Genomic DNA, 19,942 nt, shown 5'->3' with positions numbered 1-19,942 from the left:
CTGCGCGGCGCGGCGCCGGCGGGAGGCGCGCCGGGCGCACAGGTAGAGCCCGAGGACGCAGAGCCCGCCGCCCATGGCGACGGGTGCCCAGACCCGGCGGTGGCCGGGGACGAGGCCCTCGCCGCCGGGGTCGGGGTTGCCGGGCGAGATCGCGGGGGGCCGCACGGGCTCGCCGCGGAGGACGGCGCCGTAGCCGTCGGCGGCGCCGATGGCCGCCCCGGCCCAGTCGTGCTGGGCGACGGCGGGCGCGATCGCGGTGGTGGCGACGGCTTTGAGCTGGTCGGCGCGGAAGCCGGACAGCTTGTCGGCGGAGACGGCGTACTGCCGGCCGTGGGTGGCGACGGCGAGGAGGACGTCGCGCTCGCCGAGGCCGTTGCGGTCGGCGGTGGCGTCGGCCCAGGCGCGCCCGGAGCGGCCGGAGAAGTCCCGTACGTAGGTGACGTACAGCTGGACGCGCTGGGTGGTGCGCAGGCGCTCGATCGCGGTGATCACCTGCGCGCGGCGCTGGCCGAGCGCGCCGACGGTGTCGGTGATGCGGCCGCCCGCGTCGAGGTCGAGGGGGGTGTCCGCGCGTGAGGGGGCGGCGGGGAGGAGCGGGAGCAGCAGGGCGCACAGCGCGAGGAGGGCGCCGGCGATGGCCCAGCCCGGCGCCCCCGTCCCGTACCGCCTCGAATGCCGCGTCACACTTGTGAGCGTATGGCGGCAATGCCCGTTCCGCTACTGGGAGCAAGGTGTCGAATACGGAGTGTGTTCAGGCTCCGTCGTACGCCCGGCGCACGCCGGACGGGGCGTTCACACCCGGCGCTTGATCTTGCTCCCGAGCCAGACCAGCGGATCGTACTTCCGGTCCACGGCCCGCTCCTTCAGCGGGATCAGCGCATTGTCGGTGATCTTGATGTGCTCCGGGCAGACCTCCGTGCAGCACTTGGTGATGTTGCAGTAGCCGAGCCCGTGCTCCTCCTGCGCGCCGCGCTTGCGGTCGATGCCCGCCTCGGCGGCCCCGTCCAGCGGGTGCATGTCCAGCTCGGCCACGCGCATCAGGAAGCGGGGCCCGGCGAAGACCGGTTTGTTCTCCTCGTGGTCCCGCACCACGTGGCAGGTGTTCTGGCACAGGAAGCACTCGATGCACTTGCGGAACTCCTGGGAGCGCCCCACGTCCTCCTGCTGCATCCGGTACTCGCCCGGCCCGACCCCCTGCGGCGGGACGAACGAGGGGACCTCGCGCGCCTTGGCGTAGTTGAAGGACACGTCCGTCACCAGGTCCCGGACCACGGGGAACGCCCGCATCGGGGTGACCACGACGGGCTCGGCCGGATCGAGCAGCGACATCCGCGTCATGCACATCAGCCGCGGCCGGCCGTTGATCTCGGCGCTGCAGGAACCGCACTTGCCCGCCTTGCAGTTCCAGCGCACGGCGAGGTCGGCGGCCTCGGTGGCCTGGAGCCGGTGGATGATGTCGAGGACGACCTCGCCCTCGTTGACGGTCACGGTGTAGTCGACGAGGGAGCCGCCGTCCGCATCGCCCCGCCACACCTTGAAGTGGGCCTCGTAGCTCAAGAGGTCAGCTCCTCGTCCGTCAGGTACTTCACCAGCTCCTCCTTGTCGAAGAGCGCGAGCAGGTCGTCACGGATCGGCGGCATCTCGCGCCGTTCCAGGCGCACCCGGCCCAGCAGCGGGTCCGCGCCCGGTTCCGTGCTGTCCCCGTTCAGCCGGCACACGAGGTTCAGCCGGCGCCACCGCCGGTCCATCGCCGGGTGGTCGTCGCGGGTGTGGCCGCCGCGGCTCTCGGTGCGCTCCAGCGCCGCCCGGGCCACGCACTCGCTGACCAGCAGCATGTTCCGCAGGTCGAGCGCCAGGTGCCAGCCGGGGTTGAACTGCCGGTGGCCCTCCACCCCGGCCCGCCGGGAGCGGCCCCGCAGCTCGGTCAGCCGGCGCAGCGCCTCCTCCATCTCCGGGCCCTTGCGGATGATGCCGACCAGGTCGTTCATGGCCTGCTGGAGCTCCTGGTGCAGGGCGTACGGGTTCTCGGCCGGGCCCTCGGAGACGGCCGGGTCGCCGCCCTCCGCGCCGAACGGGCGCAGGGCCTCCGCCTCCGCCGCCTCCAGGTCGGCCTCGGAGACGACGGGGCGGCCCGCGCCGGGGAAGGAGGCGGCGTGCTCGGCCGCGTACAGCCCGGCCCGCCGGCCGAAGACGAGCAGGTCGGAGAGGGAGTTGCCGCCGAGCCGGTTCGAGCCGTGCATGCCGCCCGCGACCTCGCCGGCGGCGAACAGCCCGGGGACGCCCACCGCCGCGGCCGTGTCCGGGTCGACGTCGACGCCGCCCATCACGTAGTGGCAGGTGGGGCCGACCTCCATCGGCTCGGCCGTGATGTCGACGTCCGCCAGCTCCTTGAACTGGTGGTGCATGGAGGGCAGTTTGCGCTTGATGTCCTCGGCGGGGAGGCGGGTCGAGACGTCGAGGAAGACACCGCCGTGCGGGGAGCCGCGGCCCGCCTTGACCTCGGAGTTGATGGCGCGCGCCACCTCGTCGCGCGGGAGCAGCTCGGGCGGGCGGCGGTTGTTGTCGGGGTCCTGGTACCAGCGGTCGCCCTCGGCCTCGGACTCGGCGTACTTCTCCTTGAAGACGTCCGGGACGTAGTCGAACATGAACCGCCGGCCGTCGCTGTTGCGCAGCACGCCGCCGTCGCCGCGGACGGACTCGGTGACGAGGATGCCCTTGACGGACGGCGGCCAGACCATCCCCGTCGGGTGGAACTGCACGAACTCCATGTTGATCAGGGACGCCCCGGCGAGCAGCGCGAGGGCGTGCCCGTCGCCGGTGTACTCCCAGGAGTTCGACGTCACCTTGAAGGACTTGCCGATCCCGCCGGTGGCCAGGACGACCGAGGGCGCCTCGATGGCGAAGAAGCGGCCGGACTCGCGGGCGTAGCCGAAGACGCCCGCGATGCGCTCCCCGTCCTTGAGGAGGCGGGTGACCGTGTACTCCTGGAAGACCTTGAGCCGGGACTCGTAGTCGCCGGTCTCGCGGTGGTCCTCCTGCTGCAGCGAGACGATCTTCTGCTGGAGGGTGCGGATCAGCTCCAGGCCCGTGCGGTCGCCGACGTGCGCCAGCCGCGGGTACTCGTGGCCGCCGAAGTTGCGCTGCGAGATCTTCCCGTCCCGGGTGCGGTCGAAGACGGCGCCCCAGGTCTCCAGCTCCCAGACCCGTTCGGGGGCCTCGCGGGCGTGCAGCTCGGCCATCCGCCAGTGGTTGAGGAACTTGCCGCCGCGCATGGTGTCGCGGAAGTGGACCTGCCAGTTGTCGCCCTCGTTGACGTTGCCCATGCTCGCGGCGATGCCGCCCTCCGCCATCACGGTGTGGGCCTTGCCGAAGAGCGACTTGCAGATCACCGCGCAGCGCATGCCCCGCTCGCGGGCCTCGACAGCGGCACGCAGCCCGGCGCCGCCGGCGCCGACCACGACCACGTCCCAGGCTTCTCGGGCCGTACGCGACATCAGAAAGCACCTCTCCTTTTGAGCGTGAAGGCGTGTTGAGCGTGAAGGCGTGGGTGGAGCGGGCCGGCTAGAAGAACCGCGGGTCGTCGAACACGCCGCTCGCCACCAGGTAGACGTAGAAGTCGGCGGCCGCCACGCTGATCAGCGAGGCCCAGGCGAGCTGCATGTGGCGGGCGTTGAGCGCACTGACCCAGCCCCACATGCGGTAGCGCACGGGGTGCTTGGAGAAGGTGCGGATCCGGCCGCCGACGATGTGCCGGCACGAGTGGCAGGAGAGGGTGTACGCCCAGATCAGGGCGATGTTGGCGAGGAGCACGAGGGTGCCGAGGCCCATGTGGCCCCACTCGCCGCGGGCGTTGCGGAAGCCGAGCGCCGCGTCGTACGTGAGGATGCCCGCGACGATCACCGCGAAGTAGAAGAAGTAGCGGTGGACGTTCTGCAGGATCAGCGGGAAGCGGGTCTCGCCGGAGTACTTCGCGTGCGGTTCGGCGACGGCGCAGGCCGGGGGCGAGGCCCAGAAGCCCCGGTAGTAGGCCTTGCGGTAGTAGTAGCAGGTCAGCCGGAAGCCCAGCGGGAAGATCAGGATCAGCAGGGCCGGCGAGAGGCCCCACCAGGCGCCGAAGACGTGCCAGTCGGCGCCGCCCTTCATCGGGACGCAGTTCTGCGCGATGCAGGGCGAGTAGAACGGGGAGACGTAGGGCGCCGCGTAGTAGTCGTCGTTCGCGAAGGCCCGCCAGGTGGAGTAGACGACGAAGGCGAACAGTCCGGCGGCGGTGGCCGCGGGCGCGAGCCACCAGCGGTCGGCGCGCAGGTGGCGGGCGGGGATCGCGGCCCGGGAGGGGTGATGGACCCCGCCCTGGGCGGGCACCCCGGCGGCGGTCGCGGATCGGGGGTCGGTACCAGTGGCCAAGAGGGACTCCGGGGAGGAGCGGGAGGAGGACGTTTCGGTGCTGCCGCGCTGCCCGGCCCGGTCAGGGCGCGTGCCGGTCCCGCGCGCCGAGCCCCTCGTCGTCCGCGTCCTTCCACAGGGACGCGTCGTACGGGGCGTCGGGGACCTGCACGGGCTCGGGGCGGGGCTGCCCCCCGGGGTGCGCGTCGCGCAGGAGGGTGACGCTCTCGCGCAGGTGGGCGGCGTCCGTCCGCACCCGGCGCAGTTCGAGGTCCTGGCTGCCCAGGTGCTTCTCCAGCCGTGCGAGCGCCCGGCCGAGGTCGTCCAGGCAGCGCTGGACCGCGGTCACTTCGTCTTGCAGGGACATGTCTGTCTGGCCCTCACTTCCGCGTCGGCGGTTGCGGGTGGCGACGGTGATGCGACTCAAGAGTGTCGCGCGTCACACCCCTCCGGGGGAAGATAGCGATCGCGCCTTCGCCGGAACGGGTGCGGCGCGCGCCGCAGGGCTGCAGAAACGTTCGTTCATGAGGACCACGGCATACGCCCCGCCCGCCCGGGGGCTGCGGAATCGTTCGTCCACGCGGGTGGCGTACACCCGGGCGGCGCCGTGTCGGCGCGCGGCCGGACCGACTGTCGCATTCAGTGGTGAGCAGTAGATGCGATCAGCGGCTCATTACGCCGAACGAGTCCGGTGAGTCCTGCGGAGGTAGCAGCATGGCCCCTCTCACTCCCACGCGGTCCCGTACGCGCCGCCGAGCCGCCCTGCTGGCCGCCGGGCTCCTGCTCCCGCTGCCCCTCCTCGGCGGCTGCGGCGCCGGCCACGACGACGGCGGCCGCATCACCCCGCAGGACATCGGCGCCGCCGCCCGCCCCCGGGTCGCCGACGGCGGCACCCTCACCTGGGCCGTCGACGCCCTGCCCAGCACCCTCAACACCTTCCAGACGGACGCCGACGCCGCCACGCAGCGGGTCGCCGGGGCCGTCCTGCCCGCCCTGTTCACCACCGACGGGCGCGGCCGCCCGCAGCGCAACCCCGACTACCTCCGCTCCGCCGAGGTCGTCCAGCGCGAGCCCCACCAGGTCGTCGTCTACAAGCTCAACCCCAAGGCCGTCTGGAGCAACGGCAAGCCGCTGGCCGCCGCCGACTTCGAGGCCCAGTGGAAGGCCCTGCGCGGCAAGGACAGCGCCTACTGGGCGGCCCACAACACCGGCTACGACCGGATCGACCACGTCGAGCGCGGCGCCGACGACCACGAGGTCAAGGTCACCTTCGCCCGCAGCTGCGCCGACTGGCCCGCCCTCTTCACCCCGCTCTACCCCCGGGCCGTCACCGGCAGCGCCGACGACTTCAACGACGGCGCCCGCAACGACCTCAAGTTCTCCGCGGGCCCCTTCCGCGTCGCCGACCGCGACGAGAAGCAGGGCACGCTCACCCTCGCCCGCTCCCCCAAGTGGTGGGGCGAGCCCGCCAAGCTCGACCAGCTCGTGCTCCGGGCCCTCCCCCGCACCGAGCGGGCCGCGGCCCTCGCGGCCGGCAAGCTCGACCTCGCCGACGTGGGCGCGGCCGACGCCGGCCGCATCGCCGCCGCCAACAAGCCCGCGAAGCAGGACAAGGGCGACAAGCCGCCGGCCGCCGCGGCCGCCCGCCCGGCCGCGCTGCGCGGCATCGTCGTCCGCAAGTCCCTGGAGCCCGCGTACACCCAGCTCGCCCTCAACGGCGCGAGCGGCCCGCTCGCCGACGAGCGCGTCCGCCGGGCCGTCGCCCGGGCCATCGACCGGCGCGCCATCGCCAAGTCCGTCCTCGGCCCGCTGGGTCTGCCCGTCGACCCGCTCGGCAGCCACCTCTTCCTCTCCGGCCAGGAGGGCTACGAGGACAACAGCGACGCCATCGGCGGCCCCGACCCCAAGGCCGCCCAGGCCCTCCTCGCCGAGGCGGGCTGGAAGCGGGCCGAGGGCGACAGCCGCAAGACTGCGGCGGCCGACGGGCGGGCGGGGACGGGCCGGACGCTGGGACTGCGGCCGGGGCCGGCGGCGGGCCCGGTCCCCTCGGACGAGACGGCGGAGGCGGAGGAGGCCGCCGATGCCGCTGAAGCCGAGGCGGAGTACGCCGCCGACGACAGCCTGGACGACGGCACGGGCCCCGACGGCAAACCCGCCGCCGACGGGGGCCGCGCGGCCGCCGCCCCGGTCCGCATGAAGAACGGCAAGAAGCTCACCCTCCGCTTCGTGGTGCCGGTGAGCTCGGGCACGGACTCCCTGCGGTCCGTGGCCGACCGCATCGCCCGCCGCCTCGACGCGGTCGGCATCGGCACCGAAGTGACCAAGGTCGGCGACGCCGGCTTCTTCAAGGACCACATCGCCGCCGGCAGCTACGACCTCGCCCTCTACTCCTGGCCCGCGACCCCCTACCCCGCCACCGACGCCCGCCCCCTCTACGCCAAGCCCCAGCCCGCGGCGGACGGCTCCCTGGTGGTGGAGCAGAACTACACCCGCGTCGGCACCGACCGCATCGACCAGCTCTTCGACCAGGCCTCCACGGAACTCGACACGGAGGCCTCCCGCGACCTGGCGAGCCGCGCGGACGCCCGCATCTGGTCCCTGGCCGGCTCGATCCCCCTGTACCAGCGCCCCCAGCTGGTGGCGGCGCGGAAGACCGTCGTCAACGCGGGCGCGTTCGGACTGGCGACGCCGCGGTACCAGGACATCGGCTTCAAGCGGTAGTCCCGCCCGGGCGGCCCGTCAGCGGCGGGCGTTGAGCCGGGCCGCCCGGCGCGTGAGATGGTCGCGCTCGGCGAGGTTGCCCGCCTTACGAGCCGCCTCGGCGTAGAGCCGCGCCGCGGTCGCCAGGTCTCCGTCGCGCTCGTGGAGGTGGGCGGCCACCGCGGCGTAGCGGGGCAGGGAGTCGTCCAGCTCCGCGAGCGCGGCCAGCCCGGCGCGCGGACCGTCCGCCTCGCCGACCGCCACCGCGCGGTTGAGCCGGACGACCGGGCTGCCGGTCAGGCGCACGAGCTCGTCGTACCACTCGACGATCTGCGCCCAGTCGGTCTCCGCGGCCGTGGGCGCGTCGGCGTGGAGGGCCGCGATGGCGGCCTGGGCCTGGAACTCGCCCAGCCGGTCGCGGGCGAGGGCCGCCTGCAGGATCCCGACGCCCTCGGCGATCAGCTCCGTGTCCCACAGGCCGCGGTCCTGCTCGGCGAGCGGCACCAGGCTGCCGTCGGGCGCGGTCCGGGAGGCGCGCCGGGCGTGGTGCAGCAGCATGAGGGCGAGCAGCCCGGCCACCTCGGGGTGGTCGATCACGGCCGCGAGCTGCCGGGTGAGCCGGACGGCCTCGGCGGCGAGGTCGACGTCGCCGGAGTAGCCCTCGTTGAAGACCAGGTAGAGGACGCGCAGCACGGTGGCCACGTCGCCGGGCCGGTCGAAGCGCACGCCGGACACGGTGCGCTTGGCGCGGCTGATCCGCTGCGCCATGGTCGCCTCCGGCACCAGGTAGGCCCGGGCGATCTGGCGGGTGGTGAGCCCGCCGACGGCGCGCAGCGTGAGCGCGACCGCGGACGACGGCGTCAGCGACGGGTGGGCACAGAGGAAGTAGAGCCGCAGCGTGTCGTCCACGGCGGGCGCGGGTCCGGGCGCCGGCTCCTCCTCGGCGCGGTCCTCCCGCCGGCGGCGGGCGGTGTCGGCGCGCGTCGCGTCGAGGAACTTGCGCCAGGCCACGGTGACCAGCCACCCCTTCGCGTCCCGCGGGGGGTCGTCGGGCCAGACGCGGACCGCCTCGACCAGGGCGTCCTGCACGGCGTCCTCGGCCGCCGCGAAGTCGGCTCCGCGGCGGATGAGGACGGCGAGCACGCCCGGCGTGAGGCCGCGGAGCAGGGCCTCGTCCATCGGTGAGGTCACTCCGTGATGGTGGGCGGGCAGGCCAGGAACGGACGCACCTCCAGCCACTCGTGGATCGGCTTCCCGCCCGCCCCGGGAGCGGCCGACAGCTCGCCGGCCAGCTCGACGGCCCGCTCGTAGCTGTCGACGTCGATGATCATCCAGCCGGCGATCAGGTCCTTGGTCTCGGCGAACGGCCCGTCGGTCACCGGCGGCCGCCCCTCCCCGTCGTAGCGGACCCACGCCCCCTCGGGCGCGAGCGCCTGTCCGTCGACGAACTCGCCGCTCTTCTCCAGCCGGGCCGCGAAGTCGTTCATGTACTGCACGTGCGCCGAGATCTCCTCGGGCGTCCACCGGTCCATGGGCACGTCGTTCACCGGAGCCGGGGCGCCGCGGTAGTGCTTGAGCAGCAGGTACTTGGCCATGAGGTGTCTCCTCGGTACGGGTGCGGCCCATTGTGGCCGCGTTCACCCCGGGGACGGAGCGGGGCGCGGCTTCTCGACATCACCGCCCAAGATTTTTTAGCCCGGCTGCCCGGCACCGCTCGCGGCACCGCGGCACCGCGGCACCGCGGCACCGCTAGAACCTCCGTTCCGGACTCCGGAGCGTCTCGACGAGTGCCGCGATGCTGTGGTCGCGGTGGCCGTCGGCGACGGCCCGTTCGAGCAGTGCGTGCATCGGCAGGTGCCACGAGACGTCGATGCCGGCCTCGCGGCCGAGTTCGAGTTCGCCCGCGACCGCCTGGTGGAAGATCCCGACGGTCGCGCGCGGCCGGGTGTAGTCACCGGTGTCGATCTCGTCGGCGATGGCCGGCAGCTCGGAGGCGATCATCTCCAGCCACTTGATGGTGTAGCGCACCAATGTGCCGGCCTTCAGGCCGCGTGCGGTGACCAGTGCGGCCCCTTGGAAGAAGCCGAGGAGGGCGGGCAGCAGGAGCCCGCCCACGGCCTGCTCGTAGAGCGCGGCCAGGTCCGGCTCGTCACCGAGGTGGACGGTGTCCCCTCCCAGCACCCTCAGCGTCGCTTCGTACGTGTCGAACACGGCCTTGTCGCCGCCGTAGTACAGGAGAGTGCCGGGCTTTCCGACAGCCGGGGGAACGTTTTTGACCGCGCCGCCCAGGAACCGCACTTCCCGCGCCTCCGCCCAGGCGGCCAGCTGACGGGCGCCTTCCGGCGTCCCGGTGTTGAGGGTGACCAGTGCGCGCCCGGCCAGGGCGGCCGCGGCCGGTTCCAGGACCTCGCGCGTGGCGTCGTACGTGGTCAGGCAGGCGATGACCAGCGGCCCGGCGGCCACCGCTTCCTCGACCGTGGCGGCGTGGCGCGCGCCCTTGGCGATGAGCGGTGCGGCCTTCTCCGCGCTCCGGTTCCATACGGTCGTCGGGTGCCCCGCCTCGATGAACGCCTCGGCCAGAGCCCTACCCATCGCCCCCAGCCCGATGACGGTCACCGGTGTCAGGTCGTTCGCAGGCGTGCTCAATGCTCAACTCCAGTCGGATCAGGAGCGACAGGTGTACGCCCCCTGCGGCTCGTTGCCGCTCCATGCTCCGACCGGCACGGACTTTTTCTCAAGTACCGACTATTTTGACGGTACTTACATAAAGGTCAGTGAGGGGCACCGATGAAGAAGAGGACCTTCACCTGCGGGTTCGACGCGGCCCTCGCCGTCGTCGGCGGCAAGTGGAAGATGCTGATCCTGTGGGCGCTCCATCGTGACGGGCCACTGCGCTTCGGTGAGCTGCGGCGCGCGGTCGACGGCATCGGCGAGCGCGTCCTGATCAACCAGCTGAAGGAGATGGAAGCGAGTCAGCTGGTGCATCGTGAGGAGTACCGCCAGGTGCCGCCGAAGGTGGAGTACTCCTTGACCGGGTTCGGGGCGTCGCTGCTCGACGCCCTCATGCCCCTGGGCACGTGGGGAACGGCCAATATGGAGCGCATCACCTCGCTCGCCGGATCGGACCCCGCGAACACCTCGTGATCACGCGGTCCGGCCGTGCCCTCTCGGCGCGGAAGCGCGGCGGCGCGCGCCGCTAGGCGGCCCGCGGCTGTGTGAAGCGGATGCGGTTGCCGAAGGGGTCGCGGAGGCCGCAGTCGATGCCGTACGGGCGCTCGGTCGGCTCCTCGGTGAACTCGACGCCGCGGGCCAGCAGCGTCTCGTACGTCTTGCGGCAGTCGTCCGTGGTGAGGATGAGCCAGCCGCCCATCGCGCCCTTGGTCACCAGTTCGCGGACCTGCTGCGCCGTCTCCTCGGACATCGCCGGGGCGCCCGGCTTCTCCAGCAGGATCTGACGCTCCGGGTGTCCGGGGACGCTGACGGTCAGCCAGCGCATGAAGCCCAGGTCGACGTCGGCGGCGACCTCCAGGCCGAGCTTGCCGACGTAGAAGTCGAGGGCCTCGTCCTGGTCGAGGACGTATATCTGCGATTGCGTGATGGCGTTGAACATGGGCATCACGCTACCGATCCGACCGGCCGGAAACTTATCCGAAACTGCTCAGCCGGCGGTCAGGCACTCGGCCGCGTCCACGCCATCGCGAAGCACGTCGGCACGGCCGCGGTCACCGCCTCCTTCCGGTACGTCCTCGGCGACCGGCCGACGATGTCGCGGAACGTGCGGCTGAACGTCCCCGGGCTGCCGAAGCCGACCTCGAAGCAGATGTCGGTCACGCTGCGATCGGTCTCGCGCAGCAGGAACATGGCCCGTTCGACGCGGCGGCGCTGCAGGTAGCGGTGCGGCGTCTCGCCGAACACGGCCCGGAACGTGCGGGTGAAGTGCGCCTCCGAGACGTGGGCGATGCGGGCCAGGGCCGGGACGTCGAGCGGCTGCGCGTACGCGCGGTCCATCGCGTCCCGGGCCCGCAGCATGCGGCGGTTGCTGTCTTCGGCGGCGGTGCGGTTCACCTCGTCATCACATCACGCCCCGGCACCGGTCAGTACAGGCTCAGCAGCGCCTCCACCGCGTCCGGGGCCGGGAACTCGCCGTCCGGGAGGGCCAGCTCGAACCAGACGGTCTTCCCGTGGGGGGTGCGGCGGCTGCCCCACGCCGCGCTGAGCATGCCGACGAGCTGCAGGCCCCGCCCGCCTTCGTCGGTGTCGCGGGCGCGCCGCCGCCGGGGCTGGACGAGGCCGCCGTCCCAGACCTCGCACACCAGCGTGCGGTCCAGCAGCAACCGCAGCCGGATCTCGCCCTCGCCGTAGCGGAGGGCGTTGGTGACGAGCTCGCTGACCAGGAGTTCGGTGGTGTCGACGAGGTTGTCCAGGCCCCATTGCGGGAGCTGTTCGCGGGCGAGTTCGCGGGCGCGGGCGACGGAGCGGGGTTCGGCGGGGAGGGTCCAGTCGCCGACGTGCTCGTCGGGGAGGCCGCGCAGGCGGGCCATGAGGAGGGCGATGTCGTCCTCGCCGTGGTGGGTGTCGAGCGCGCCGAGGACGTGCTCGCAGACCTCCTCCAGGGGGCGGGAGGGGCCCGTGAGGGCCTCGCGGAAGGCTTCCAGGCCCTCGTCCAGGGCGTGGTCGCGGGATTCGACCAGGCCGTCCGTGTAGAGGGCCAGGAGCGCGCCGTCGGGCAGTTCGACGACCGTTTCCTCGAAGAGCTCGCCGCCGACGCCGAGCGGCATGCCGGGCTGGACGTCGAGCAGCTCGGCGGGGCGGCCGGCCTCGACGAGGACGGGCGGCAGGTGGCCGGCGTTGGCGATGGTGCAGCGCCGGGTGACCGGGTCGTAGACGGCGTAGACGCAGGTGGCGAGGTAGACCTCGGAGAGGTCGGCGGCCCGCACCCCGCCGCGCACGCCGCGCGTGGAGGACTGCTTGCCGCCGGGGCGGCCGAGGCCGTGGGCGATCTCGTCGAGGGCGGAGAGGACCTCGGCGGGCTCCAGGTCGAGCATGGCCAGGGTGCGGACGGCGGTGCGCAGCTCGCCCATGGCGACGGCGGCGCGCAGGCCGCGGCCCATGACGTCGCCGACGACCAGGGCCGTGCGGTGGCCGGGCAGCTCGATCACGTCGAACCAGTCGCCGCCGACCTCGGTGGCGGCGTTGGCGGGCAGGTAGCGGCAGGCGATCTCCAGGCCGGCGGCCTCGGGGTCGCCGGGGGGCAGCAGGCTGCGCTGGAGGATGACGGCGCGTTCGTGCTCGCGCCGGTAGAGGCGGGCGTTGTCGATGCAGACGGCGGCGCGGGCGGCCAGTTCGACGGCGAGGGCGGTGTCGCGTTCGCCGAAGGGCTCGCTGCCCTTCGTACGGGAGAACTGGGCGAGCCCCACCACCGTGTCGCGGGCGACCATCGGCACGGCGAGGGTGGACTGCACGACGGCGCCGAGCTCGGGCCCGTCCTCGCCCTCCCGGCGCGGGACGACCTGCACCTGCGCGGTGCGCAGGGCCGCGGCGCACGGCGAGTGGAAGGCGTAGCGGTGCACCTCGCCGACCTGGACGGGCTTCTCGCCGCCGGCCACGGGCGCCCCGGAGACGGCGCTGGCGTAGGCGACGCGGCGCAGCTCGGCGCTGCCGTCGGCGAGCCCGGGCGGGGCCTCGTCGCCGGCGAGGAGGCCCTGGTAGAGGTCGACGGAGGCGAGGTCGCAGAACTGGGGGACGGCGACGTCCAGCAGCTCGCGGGCGGTGGTCTCCAGGTCCAGGGAGTTGCCGATGCGCGCGCCGGCCTCGTTGAGCAGGGCCAGGTTGCGGCGGACGCCGGCGGCTTCGCGTTCGGCGCGGCGCCGGCCGGTGACGTCGGTGGCGAGCGCGGCGACGCCGATGGGCCGGCCGCTGCCGCTGTGCAGCCGGTAGAGCGAGACCGACCAGCGGCGGCGCTCGGCGTGCCCGGGCACGGGTCCGACCAGCTGAATGTCCGACACGGGCTTTCCGGTGTCGAGGACTTGGCGCAGGGCGGCGGTGAGCCGCTCGGCCTCGCCGCGGGGCAGGAAGTCGTGCGGGGTGCGGCCGCGGTGCCAGTCGGCGGGGCGGCCGAAGGCCTGCGCGAAGCTCTCGTTGACGCGCAGCAGCGTGAGGTCGGTGCCGAAGAAGAAGAATCCCAGCGGAGATTGGCCGAAAACGGCTTCGGAGGCCGCGATGTCGGTCTCTATTCCGCGCAGCGCCCGGACGTCGACGGCGACGCAGAGCGCGGCGCGCTGCCCGCGCTCGTTCTGCGTCGGCATCACGTAGATCTCGGCGAGGCCGGACGGCTCGCCGCCGACGGTCGCTGACCCGCCGTCAGGGGTGTCGTGTCCGCCGCCCCGCTGATACGGGATCAGGCCCGTCCACTCGCGCCCGTCGAGGCCGCCCTCGGCGAGGAAGGGCGCGGTGGGGCGCCGGCCACGGCCGTGCGCTCCGGCCGGGGCCAGCACCTCCAGCGGGTCCTTGCCGACGGCCTGCCGGGCCGTTATCCCGAAGAGCTCGGCGGCGCGCTCGCTCCACTGCTCGATCCGTCCGTCGGGCCCGAGGGAGAAGGAGGCGACGCGGATGTAGTCGTAGAGGGATCCGGGCGGGTTGTTCTGCCACATCTCCGCGGCGCGCGATCCCTGCGCCGAACCACCCGCCGCACCCGCTGGCTTTTCGCTCACGTGCCCGTCCCCTCCGGCTCTTGTGCTCGCACCGGCATCAGAAGGCCGAGTATCCAGCACAGGGGCCCTTCGGAACACGGACTTCACGATCACAGCACGGTCTCAACCCGCTATGGGTCATCCCCGGGCGGGTGGCCGGGCAAGCCCAGTTCGAACCACACGGTCTTCCCGGTCCTGCCCCGTCGGGTTCCCCAGCGGCGGGAGGCGCATGCAACGAGCTGCAGACCGCGTCCGCCCTCGTCGTCGGGGTCGGCCGCGCGCTCGCGGGGCGGGTCGGGGAGCGGGTCGGAGACCTCCACCAGAAGGGTGGGCCCCGCGTGGGAGTACATCCTTACCCCGATCGGTCCGCTCGCGTACCGCAGGGAGTTGGTGACGAGCTCGCTGACCAGCAGCACCGTCACGTCGGTGACGCCGTCCATGCCCCAGTCGTGCAGGGTGTCGCGGACGAGGGTGCGGGCGGTGCGGACGGCCCCGGGCTCGGCAGGGAAGCTCCATTCGGCGAAGCCGGGCGTCGACGCCAAGGTCCCTGCGCTGTCGTTCACGCCGACCACTTCCCAGACCGCTGCGGACCCGCCGGGTTTACCCGGTTCAGGGTGAATAATCAGCACATACCCGGTATGGGGTGGTGACTACCTTCTCCGGCGGTCCGAGCTGGTCACCAGTGCGGCAGATGGCGTAGCGAAGTGCGCCCCGCTCATGCCTCCGCGCGCCGGAGCAGCCCCGCGGCGAGCGCCACCGCGGGGCGGTCCTGATCGAGCCAGTCCACGTCGCCGAACTCGTCGGGGGCGAGCCAGCGCAGCTCGTCGTGGTCCTGGAGGGGGCGCGCCTCGCCCGCGAGCAGCCGGGCCGTCCACACCTGCAGCACGTACGGCGGGCGCAGCGGCCACTCGCCGCCGACGCGCTCCAGCGGCTCGGCCTCCACGCCGAGCTCCTCGCGCAGCTCGCGGACGAGCGCCTGCCCGGCGCTCTCGCCGGGCTCCAGCTTGCCGCCGGGCAGCTCCCAGCGGCCGGCGAGCTCCGGCGGGGCGCTGCGCCGTGCGGCGAGCATCCTGCCCTCGTGGAGCAGGGCCGCTCCTACGACTACGCGTACGTCCGTCATACCCAGCAGCGTAGGGCCCCGGCGGGCGGCGCTTGACGGGGGCCTTCGGCCCGGCGCGGCACGGCACCGCCGGTCCGCGGCGTCGTGGTGCCTCGCCGTTGCGGCGGAAGAACATCACCTGCCGCGAGGGCAGAAGGAGACGGCAGGAGGAACCGCCCCGCCGCAACGGCGCGTCACCCACGCGGCGAGGGCCCGGCGGAATTGCCTCGTGCCGGGGCCGTCACGGGCGCCGCCGGCCGACCGCAGGTCACGACGCCGCGCGCCCCACCCGTTCGACTATGTACAGCCGACGGCGCTCGCCGTCGGCGTCCAGGCGGCCGACGACCTTCTCCGCCTCGGTCCTGGTCGCGTAGCGCCCCACGCGGTAGCGGTTGCCGTTCTCGTCCTGGCGGATGACCAGCCATGGGAGGACCGGTCCGCTGTCCGTCATCGCCCCTGCCTTTCCGCCGCCACGAGCGCCGGCGCACACCCCTTGGCCTTTCCCGGAGAAACCGCAGTACGCATATGCCCGAGCGTACGCCCGACCTTTACGCAGCGGATACGGTTTTTTACGAAGAGGCACGCATTCGGCCACCGGGCCCCGGGGGCACGGATGCGAGAAGGGGCGGCCGGGGACCCTTGCGGGCCCTCGGCCGCCCCTGCGCGGCACGGAAGGTCGTACCGGCTACGACTTCGCCATGGAGGGCTCGGAGGTCCCCTCCGGGTCGCCGGAGCCGGCAGCGGCCTCGGCGGCCTCGGCGGAGGCCAGCTCCTTCTCGGTCGCGACGAGGGTCGGGTTGCGCCAGGCGCTGCTCACGCCCCAGGCGTAGAAGACGAGCGCGATCAGGATGACGACCACGATGTCCCAGCCCTGGGCCAGGTAGCCCTTGCCGCCGAACTCGGTGCCGCCGGCCCACGAGACGAAGGCCATGACCAGCAGGTACGTGACCATCCAGGCGCCGGCCTTCAGGTGCGGCTTGAGCTCGGCCCACGGCTTGCGCAGCTCGTACCAGGCCCAGATCGGCAGGCCGATGGCCATGATGAAGATGACCTTGCCCGTCAGCGGCCAGCGGGCCCAGTACATGACCAGGGAGCCGAAGATCATCGCGATGGGGGCGATGACCGGCATGGCCTTCAGCTTGACCGGGCGCTTCATGTCGGGCGCGATGCGGCGCAGCGACATCACGGCGACGGGGCCGGTGATGTACGAGATGACGGTGGCGACACCGACGATCTCGGCGATCGAGCCCCAGCCGCGGAAGACGGCCAGGAAGACGAAGGAGATCACGAGGTTGAGCAGCAGGGCCGGCTTCGGCACACCGGTCTTGGGGTCGACCTTGCCGAAGACCTTCGGCAGGTGGCCGTTCTCCTGGACACCGTTGATCATGCGCGAGGTGGTGGCCGCGTAGATCATGCCGGTGCCGGACGGGGAGATGAAGGCGTCCGCGTACAGCAGCAGCGCGAGCCAGTTCAGGCCCCAGGTGATGGAGAGGTCCGCGAGCGGGGACTTGTAGGCGAGGGTGTTCCAGCCGCCGGAGAGGTCCGCGGCCGGGACGGCCATCAGGAAGGCGACCTGCAGCGCGATGTAGATGACCAGCGCGATCAGGATGGAGCCGACGACGGCCTTCGGCAGCGACTTGCCGGGGTTACGGGCCTCGGCGGCCATGTTCAGCGGCGACTGGAAGCCGTTGAAGGCCCAGACGATGCCCGCGACGGCGACGGCGCTGAAGACGGCGCTCCAGCCGTTGGGGGCGAAGCCGCCGTGGGCGGAGCCGACGTTGCTGGTGTCGAAGTGCGCGAAGATCAGCGCGCCCGCGGTCAGCGCCGGCACCACGACCTTGAACACGGTGATCGCGTTGTTCGTCTTGGCGAACAGGGTGATCGCGAACCAGTTCAGGAAGAAGTAGAAGACGACCAGGACGCTGGCGGCGGCGAGGCCGGTGCCCGTGAGCTCCTTGCCGTCGAAGAGCTTGCCCGCCCAGTCGAACTTCCACGAGCTCATGTACTGGATCGAGGCGGTCGCCTCGCCCGGGATCACGGAGACGATGGCGATCCAGTTGGCCCAGGCCGCCATGTAGCCGGCCAGCGAGCCGTGCGAGTACTGGCCGTAGCGCACCATGCCGCCGGCCTTCGGGAACATCGAGCCGAGCTCGGTGTAAGTGAGGGCGATGGTCAGCGCCACGACGGCGCCGATGACCCAGGCGAAGATGGCAGCCGGCCCGGCCAGAACGGCGGCGCGCTCGGCACCGAAAAGCCAGCCGGAGCCGATGATCGACCCGAGACCGACGGCCGTCAGGGCCGTCGTGCCCAAGGTCCGGCGGTAATTCGAGTGGGAACCCTGTTCGGTACTCAAGCCCCGGATCTCCTTTTCTCTCTACTCCCCCACGGCAGGACACAAACCGCGCCATCGTACGAGCGATTTGGACGCCTTGATTCCGCGAAAAGGCTCTGACCTGGGCGTATGTGAGTTTTGCAACACAAAAATTGACCCGGAGTAACCGGGCCAAAGCCGGACATACCATGCGCTACTTACCCGCGAGTAAAGAACGGCGGGCGGCACCGGAAGAACAGCACCACCCGCACGTCACGGCCGCGTCATCACGGCTTCACGGTCCTGTCACAGCTACTTCACCGGCAAGTGGTACGCGACGCGGTAGCGATCGGCCAGGACGACGATCTCGGCCGTCTCGACGGGACAGCCGCCCGCGAAGTACGTCCGCGTGACGACGACGACGCAGTGGCCGGGGACGCCACCCAGCGCCAGGACCTCCTCCGCGAGCCCCGGCCGGGCACTGACCTCCTCCGCGACGTTGTCCACGATGAGGTCGATGGCGGCCATGCGCTCCACCACGCCGCGGCCGGCCAGCGGCCCCTCCTCGGGGAGCATCACCGGCGTGCGCCCGGTGACGGACAGGGGCTCCCAGGAGGTGGAGAGCATGACGGGCTCGCCCTGGGCCCGGAAGACGTAGTCGGTGCGCATCGTGCGGTCGCCCGTGGCGATGCGGAGGCGGCGGGCCACGGCGGCGTCCGCCGGGACCTGCTCGCTGCGCGACTCCCAGGTGCCCTTGACCCGGCTGTCCGCCTGCTCCTGACGGAAGGGCGTCGACTCGCCGGCCGGGCGGTAGCCCGTGCGGACGAGGGTGCGCGGGACGGGCTGCTCGCGCACATACGTGCCGGAGCCGGAGCGGCCCTCCACCAGCCCCTCCGCCATCAGGACCTTCCGGGCCTCCAGGGCCACGGTGTCCGAGACGCCGTACTGCTCCCGGATGCGTGCCTGGGAGGGCAGCCGCGTATGCGGCGGCAACTCGCCGGCGACGATCTTCTGACGCAGATCGCCGGCCACTCGAAGATACGCGGGCTGGTCACCGAAGGCCACGGCCACTCCCAACAGGTTGACAGTCCGCAACAGCTTGGCAACCCATGGTTGCGATCCGCAACTCAAGGCCATGGATTCACTAGATGTAGTGAATTGCAGCTCAGGGACGCTTAGTTGGCGACAGCACCCACACATGCAGCGAGCACTACCCCCGGGCACATCCGCAAATATGCACCGGGCGATGCATACCCAAGCCACGCGCGGCAAACACGCTCCGTGACGGAAGATGGCGACGAAAAAGGCCGGCCCCGAGGGGTCCGGCCCTTCTCAAAAACGGTCAGATCATGACAGATCAGACATTGAACCTGAACTCGACGACGTCGCCGTCCGCCATCACGTACTCCTTGCCCTCCATGCGGGCCTTGCCGGCGGCGCGGGCCTCGGCGACGGAGCCGGTGGCGACCAGGTCGTCGAAGGAGATGACCTCGGCCTTGATGAAGCCCTTCTGGAAGTCGGTGTGGATCACACCGGCCGCCTCGGGGGCCGTGGCGCCCTTCTTGATCGTCCAGGCGCGGGTCTCCTTGGGGCCGGCGGTGAGGTAGGTCTGCAGGCCCAGGGTGTCGAAGCCGACGCGGCCCAGGGTGGCGAGGCCCGGCTCGTCCTGGCCCATGGACTGCAGCAGCTCCAGCGCCTCCTCGTCGTCCAGCTCGATGAGCTCGGACTCGATCTTGGCGTTCAGGAAGATGGCCTCGGCCGGGGCGACCAGCGCGCGCTGCTCGTTCTTGAAGTCCTCGTCGACCAGTTCGTCCTCGTCCACGTTGAAGACGTAGAGGAAGGGCTTGGTGGTGAGCAGGTGCAGCTCGTGCAGCAGGTCACCGCGCTCGGTGCCCTTGGTGATGCCCGCGGAGAACAGGGTCTGGCCCGACTCCAGGATCCCCTTCGCCTCCTCGACGGCGGCGAGGACGGCGACCTTCTCCTTCTGGAGGCGCGACTCCTTGGTCAGGCGCGGGATCGCCTTCTCGACCGACTGCAGGTCGGCGAGGATCAGCTCGGTGTTGATCGTCTCGATGTCGTCCTTGGGCGAGACCTTGCCGTCGACGTGGACGACGTTCTCGTCCTTGAAGGCGCGGATGACCTGGCAGATCGCATCGGACTCGCGGATGTTCGCGAGGAACTTGTTGCCCAGGCCCTCGCCCTCGGAGGCACCGCGGACGATGCCCGCGATGTCGACGAAGTCGACCGTGGCGGGCAGGATCTTCTGCGAGCCGAAGATCTCCGCCAGCTTCTGCAGCCGGGGGTCGGGAACGCCGACGACGCCCACGTTCGGCTCGATGGTGGCGAACGGGTAGTTGGCCGCCAGCACGTCGTTCTTGGTCAGGGCGTTGAACAGGGTCGACTTGCCGACATTCGGCAGACCGACGATTCCGATCGTGAGCGACACGTGGCGACTTCCCGTAGGTTCCAAAGGGTCCGCGGCCCGGTGCCGGGCCGGCCATGGCCCACTGCCGGGCCGGTCATCCAGTCTACGGGGCCGCCCGCCCGGCGGCCCCGTGCGGACCATCAGTCGAACGCACGGCCAAGGTGGCCCAAACCGCGTGTCCCACGCCGGATTCCTCCCGCCCGCCGACCTAATTTGGTCAGGTGGAGCAACCCAGCACGCGCACGCCCCGGGGCAAGGCCCGCCGTGTCCCTCCCGTGCCGCGGCCGGCGACGCCCGCGGGACAGGGCGCGGCCGCCGGCCTCCGCCGGCCCCGC

General features: G+C 72.1%; 19 protein-coding genes. 2 read left to right on the top strand and 17 right to left on the bottom strand.

What is annotated here, in order from left to right:
- The 5 genes from B7P34_RS28800 to B7P34_RS28780 form a co-directional block, all read right to left on the bottom strand.
- On the bottom strand, positions 1 to 684 hold a 684-nt coding region (locus B7P34_RS28800), incomplete at its 3' end, for a TPM domain-containing protein (protein WP_189383131.1).
- Between the two features lie 108 nt (positions 685 to 792).
- The gene (locus tag B7P34_RS28795) at positions 793 to 1,557 is read right to left on the bottom strand and encodes a succinate dehydrogenase/fumarate reductase iron-sulfur subunit (protein ID WP_106681121.1); all 765 of its coding nucleotides are present in this window, start codon (positions 1,555 to 1,557) and stop codon (positions 793 to 795) included.
- Positions 1,554 to 3,494: a fumarate reductase/succinate dehydrogenase flavoprotein subunit gene (locus tag B7P34_RS28790; protein ID WP_106681120.1), complete on the bottom strand. Its 1,941-nt coding sequence runs from the start codon at positions 3,492 to 3,494 to the stop codon at positions 1,554 to 1,556. Before B7P34_RS28790 ends, B7P34_RS28795 begins: the two co-directional genes overlap by 4 nt.
- Before the next feature lie 67 nt (positions 3,495 to 3,561).
- Complete coding sequence (locus B7P34_RS28785) at positions 3,562 to 4,362, bottom strand: hypothetical protein (protein ID WP_223268336.1); 801 nt, start codon at positions 4,360 to 4,362, stop codon at positions 3,562 to 3,564.
- A gap of 103 nt (positions 4,363 to 4,465) precedes the next feature.
- A complete protein-coding gene (locus B7P34_RS28780) occupies positions 4,466 to 4,750 on the bottom strand; it encodes a hypothetical protein (protein ID WP_106681118.1) in 285 nt (94 codons plus the stop codon).
- Positions 4,751 to 5,097: 347 nt separating this feature from the next.
- Between B7P34_RS28780 and B7P34_RS28775 the strand changes: the two genes are divergently transcribed.
- Positions 5,098 to 7,104 carry an ABC transporter family substrate-binding protein gene (locus B7P34_RS28775; protein WP_106681117.1) on the top strand — a complete coding sequence of 669 codons (2,007 nt, stop codon included), beginning with the start codon at positions 5,098 to 5,100 and terminating at the stop codon, positions 7,102 to 7,104.
- An 18-nt stretch (positions 7,105 to 7,122) separates the two neighbouring features.
- Here the strand turns inward: B7P34_RS28775 and B7P34_RS28770 are convergent, their stop codons facing one another.
- From B7P34_RS28770 to B7P34_RS28760, 3 genes are all read right to left on the bottom strand, one after another.
- A complete protein-coding gene (locus tag B7P34_RS28770; RefSeq protein ID WP_106681116.1) occupies positions 7,123 to 8,262 on the bottom strand; it encodes an RNA polymerase sigma factor in 1,140 nt (379 codons plus the stop codon).
- A gap of 8 nt (positions 8,263 to 8,270) precedes the next feature.
- On the bottom strand, positions 8,271 to 8,678 hold the full coding sequence (locus B7P34_RS28765) for a YciI family protein (protein ID WP_106681115.1): 408 nt from the start codon (positions 8,676 to 8,678) through the stop codon (positions 8,271 to 8,273).
- Positions 8,679 to 8,832: 154 nt separating this feature from the next.
- Positions 8,833 to 9,729, bottom strand: coding sequence for an NAD(P)-dependent oxidoreductase (locus tag B7P34_RS28760; RefSeq protein ID WP_223268335.1), 897 nt, complete (start codon positions 9,727 to 9,729; stop codon positions 8,833 to 8,835).
- A 141-nt stretch (positions 9,730 to 9,870) separates the two neighbouring features.
- Between B7P34_RS28760 and B7P34_RS28755 the strand changes: the two genes are divergently transcribed.
- Positions 9,871 to 10,227, top strand: coding sequence for a winged helix-turn-helix transcriptional regulator (locus B7P34_RS28755; protein ID WP_106681114.1), 357 nt, complete (start codon positions 9,871 to 9,873; stop codon positions 10,225 to 10,227).
- Positions 10,228 to 10,279: 52 nt separating this feature from the next.
- Here the strand turns inward: B7P34_RS28755 and B7P34_RS28750 are convergent, their stop codons facing one another.
- The 9 genes from B7P34_RS28750 to ychF all read right to left on the bottom strand — a co-directional run bounded on the left by B7P34_RS28750 (position 10,280) and on the right by ychF (position 19,628).
- Positions 10,280 to 10,693, bottom strand: a complete 414-nt coding sequence (locus tag B7P34_RS28750) for a VOC family protein (protein WP_106681113.1) — start codon at positions 10,691 to 10,693, stop codon at positions 10,280 to 10,282.
- 59 nt (positions 10,694 to 10,752) lie between these two features.
- The gene (locus B7P34_RS28745; RefSeq protein ID WP_353620275.1) at positions 10,753 to 11,148 is read right to left on the bottom strand and encodes an AraC family transcriptional regulator; all 396 of its coding nucleotides are present in this window, start codon (positions 11,146 to 11,148) and stop codon (positions 10,753 to 10,755) included.
- A gap of 29 nt (positions 11,149 to 11,177) precedes the next feature.
- Complete coding sequence (locus tag B7P34_RS28740; RefSeq protein WP_223268334.1) at positions 11,178 to 13,793, bottom strand: SpoIIE family protein phosphatase; 2,616 nt, start codon at positions 13,791 to 13,793, stop codon at positions 11,178 to 11,180.
- Positions 13,794 to 13,903: 110 nt separating this feature from the next.
- Positions 13,904 to 14,335, bottom strand: a complete 432-nt coding sequence (locus B7P34_RS28735) for an ATP-binding protein (RefSeq protein ID WP_223268333.1) — start codon at positions 14,333 to 14,335, stop codon at positions 13,904 to 13,906.
- 152 nt (positions 14,336 to 14,487) lie between these two features.
- The gene (locus B7P34_RS28730) at positions 14,488 to 14,892 is read right to left on the bottom strand and encodes a (deoxy)nucleoside triphosphate pyrophosphohydrolase (protein WP_106681111.1); all 405 of its coding nucleotides are present in this window, start codon (positions 14,890 to 14,892) and stop codon (positions 14,488 to 14,490) included.
- A gap of 247 nt (positions 14,893 to 15,139) precedes the next feature.
- Positions 15,140 to 15,322, bottom strand: coding sequence for a hypothetical protein (locus B7P34_RS28725; protein WP_106681110.1), 183 nt, complete (start codon positions 15,320 to 15,322; stop codon positions 15,140 to 15,142).
- A 234-nt stretch (positions 15,323 to 15,556) separates the two neighbouring features.
- Positions 15,557 to 17,224, bottom strand: coding sequence for an APC family permease (locus B7P34_RS28720; RefSeq protein ID WP_106681109.1), 1,668 nt, complete (start codon positions 17,222 to 17,224; stop codon positions 15,557 to 15,559).
- A 270-nt stretch (positions 17,225 to 17,494) separates the two neighbouring features.
- Complete coding sequence (locus tag B7P34_RS28715; protein ID WP_106681122.1) at positions 17,495 to 18,247, bottom strand: GntR family transcriptional regulator; 753 nt, start codon at positions 18,245 to 18,247, stop codon at positions 17,495 to 17,497.
- A 292-nt stretch (positions 18,248 to 18,539) separates the two neighbouring features.
- The gene (gene ychF, locus B7P34_RS28710; RefSeq protein WP_106681108.1) at positions 18,540 to 19,628 is read right to left on the bottom strand and encodes a redox-regulated ATPase YchF; all 1,089 of its coding nucleotides are present in this window, start codon (positions 19,626 to 19,628) and stop codon (positions 18,540 to 18,542) included.
- Positions 19,629 to 19,942 lie beyond the last annotated feature (314 nt).

The sequence above is a fragment of the Streptosporangium nondiastaticum genome (genome assembly GCF_003011965.1).
Lineage (GTDB): Bacteria > Actinomycetota > Actinomycetes > Streptomycetales > Streptomycetaceae > Streptomyces > Streptomyces nondiastaticus.
The sequence above is the reverse complement of the archived record's forward strand: the minus strand, read 5'-3'. Positions and strand labels throughout refer to the sequence as shown.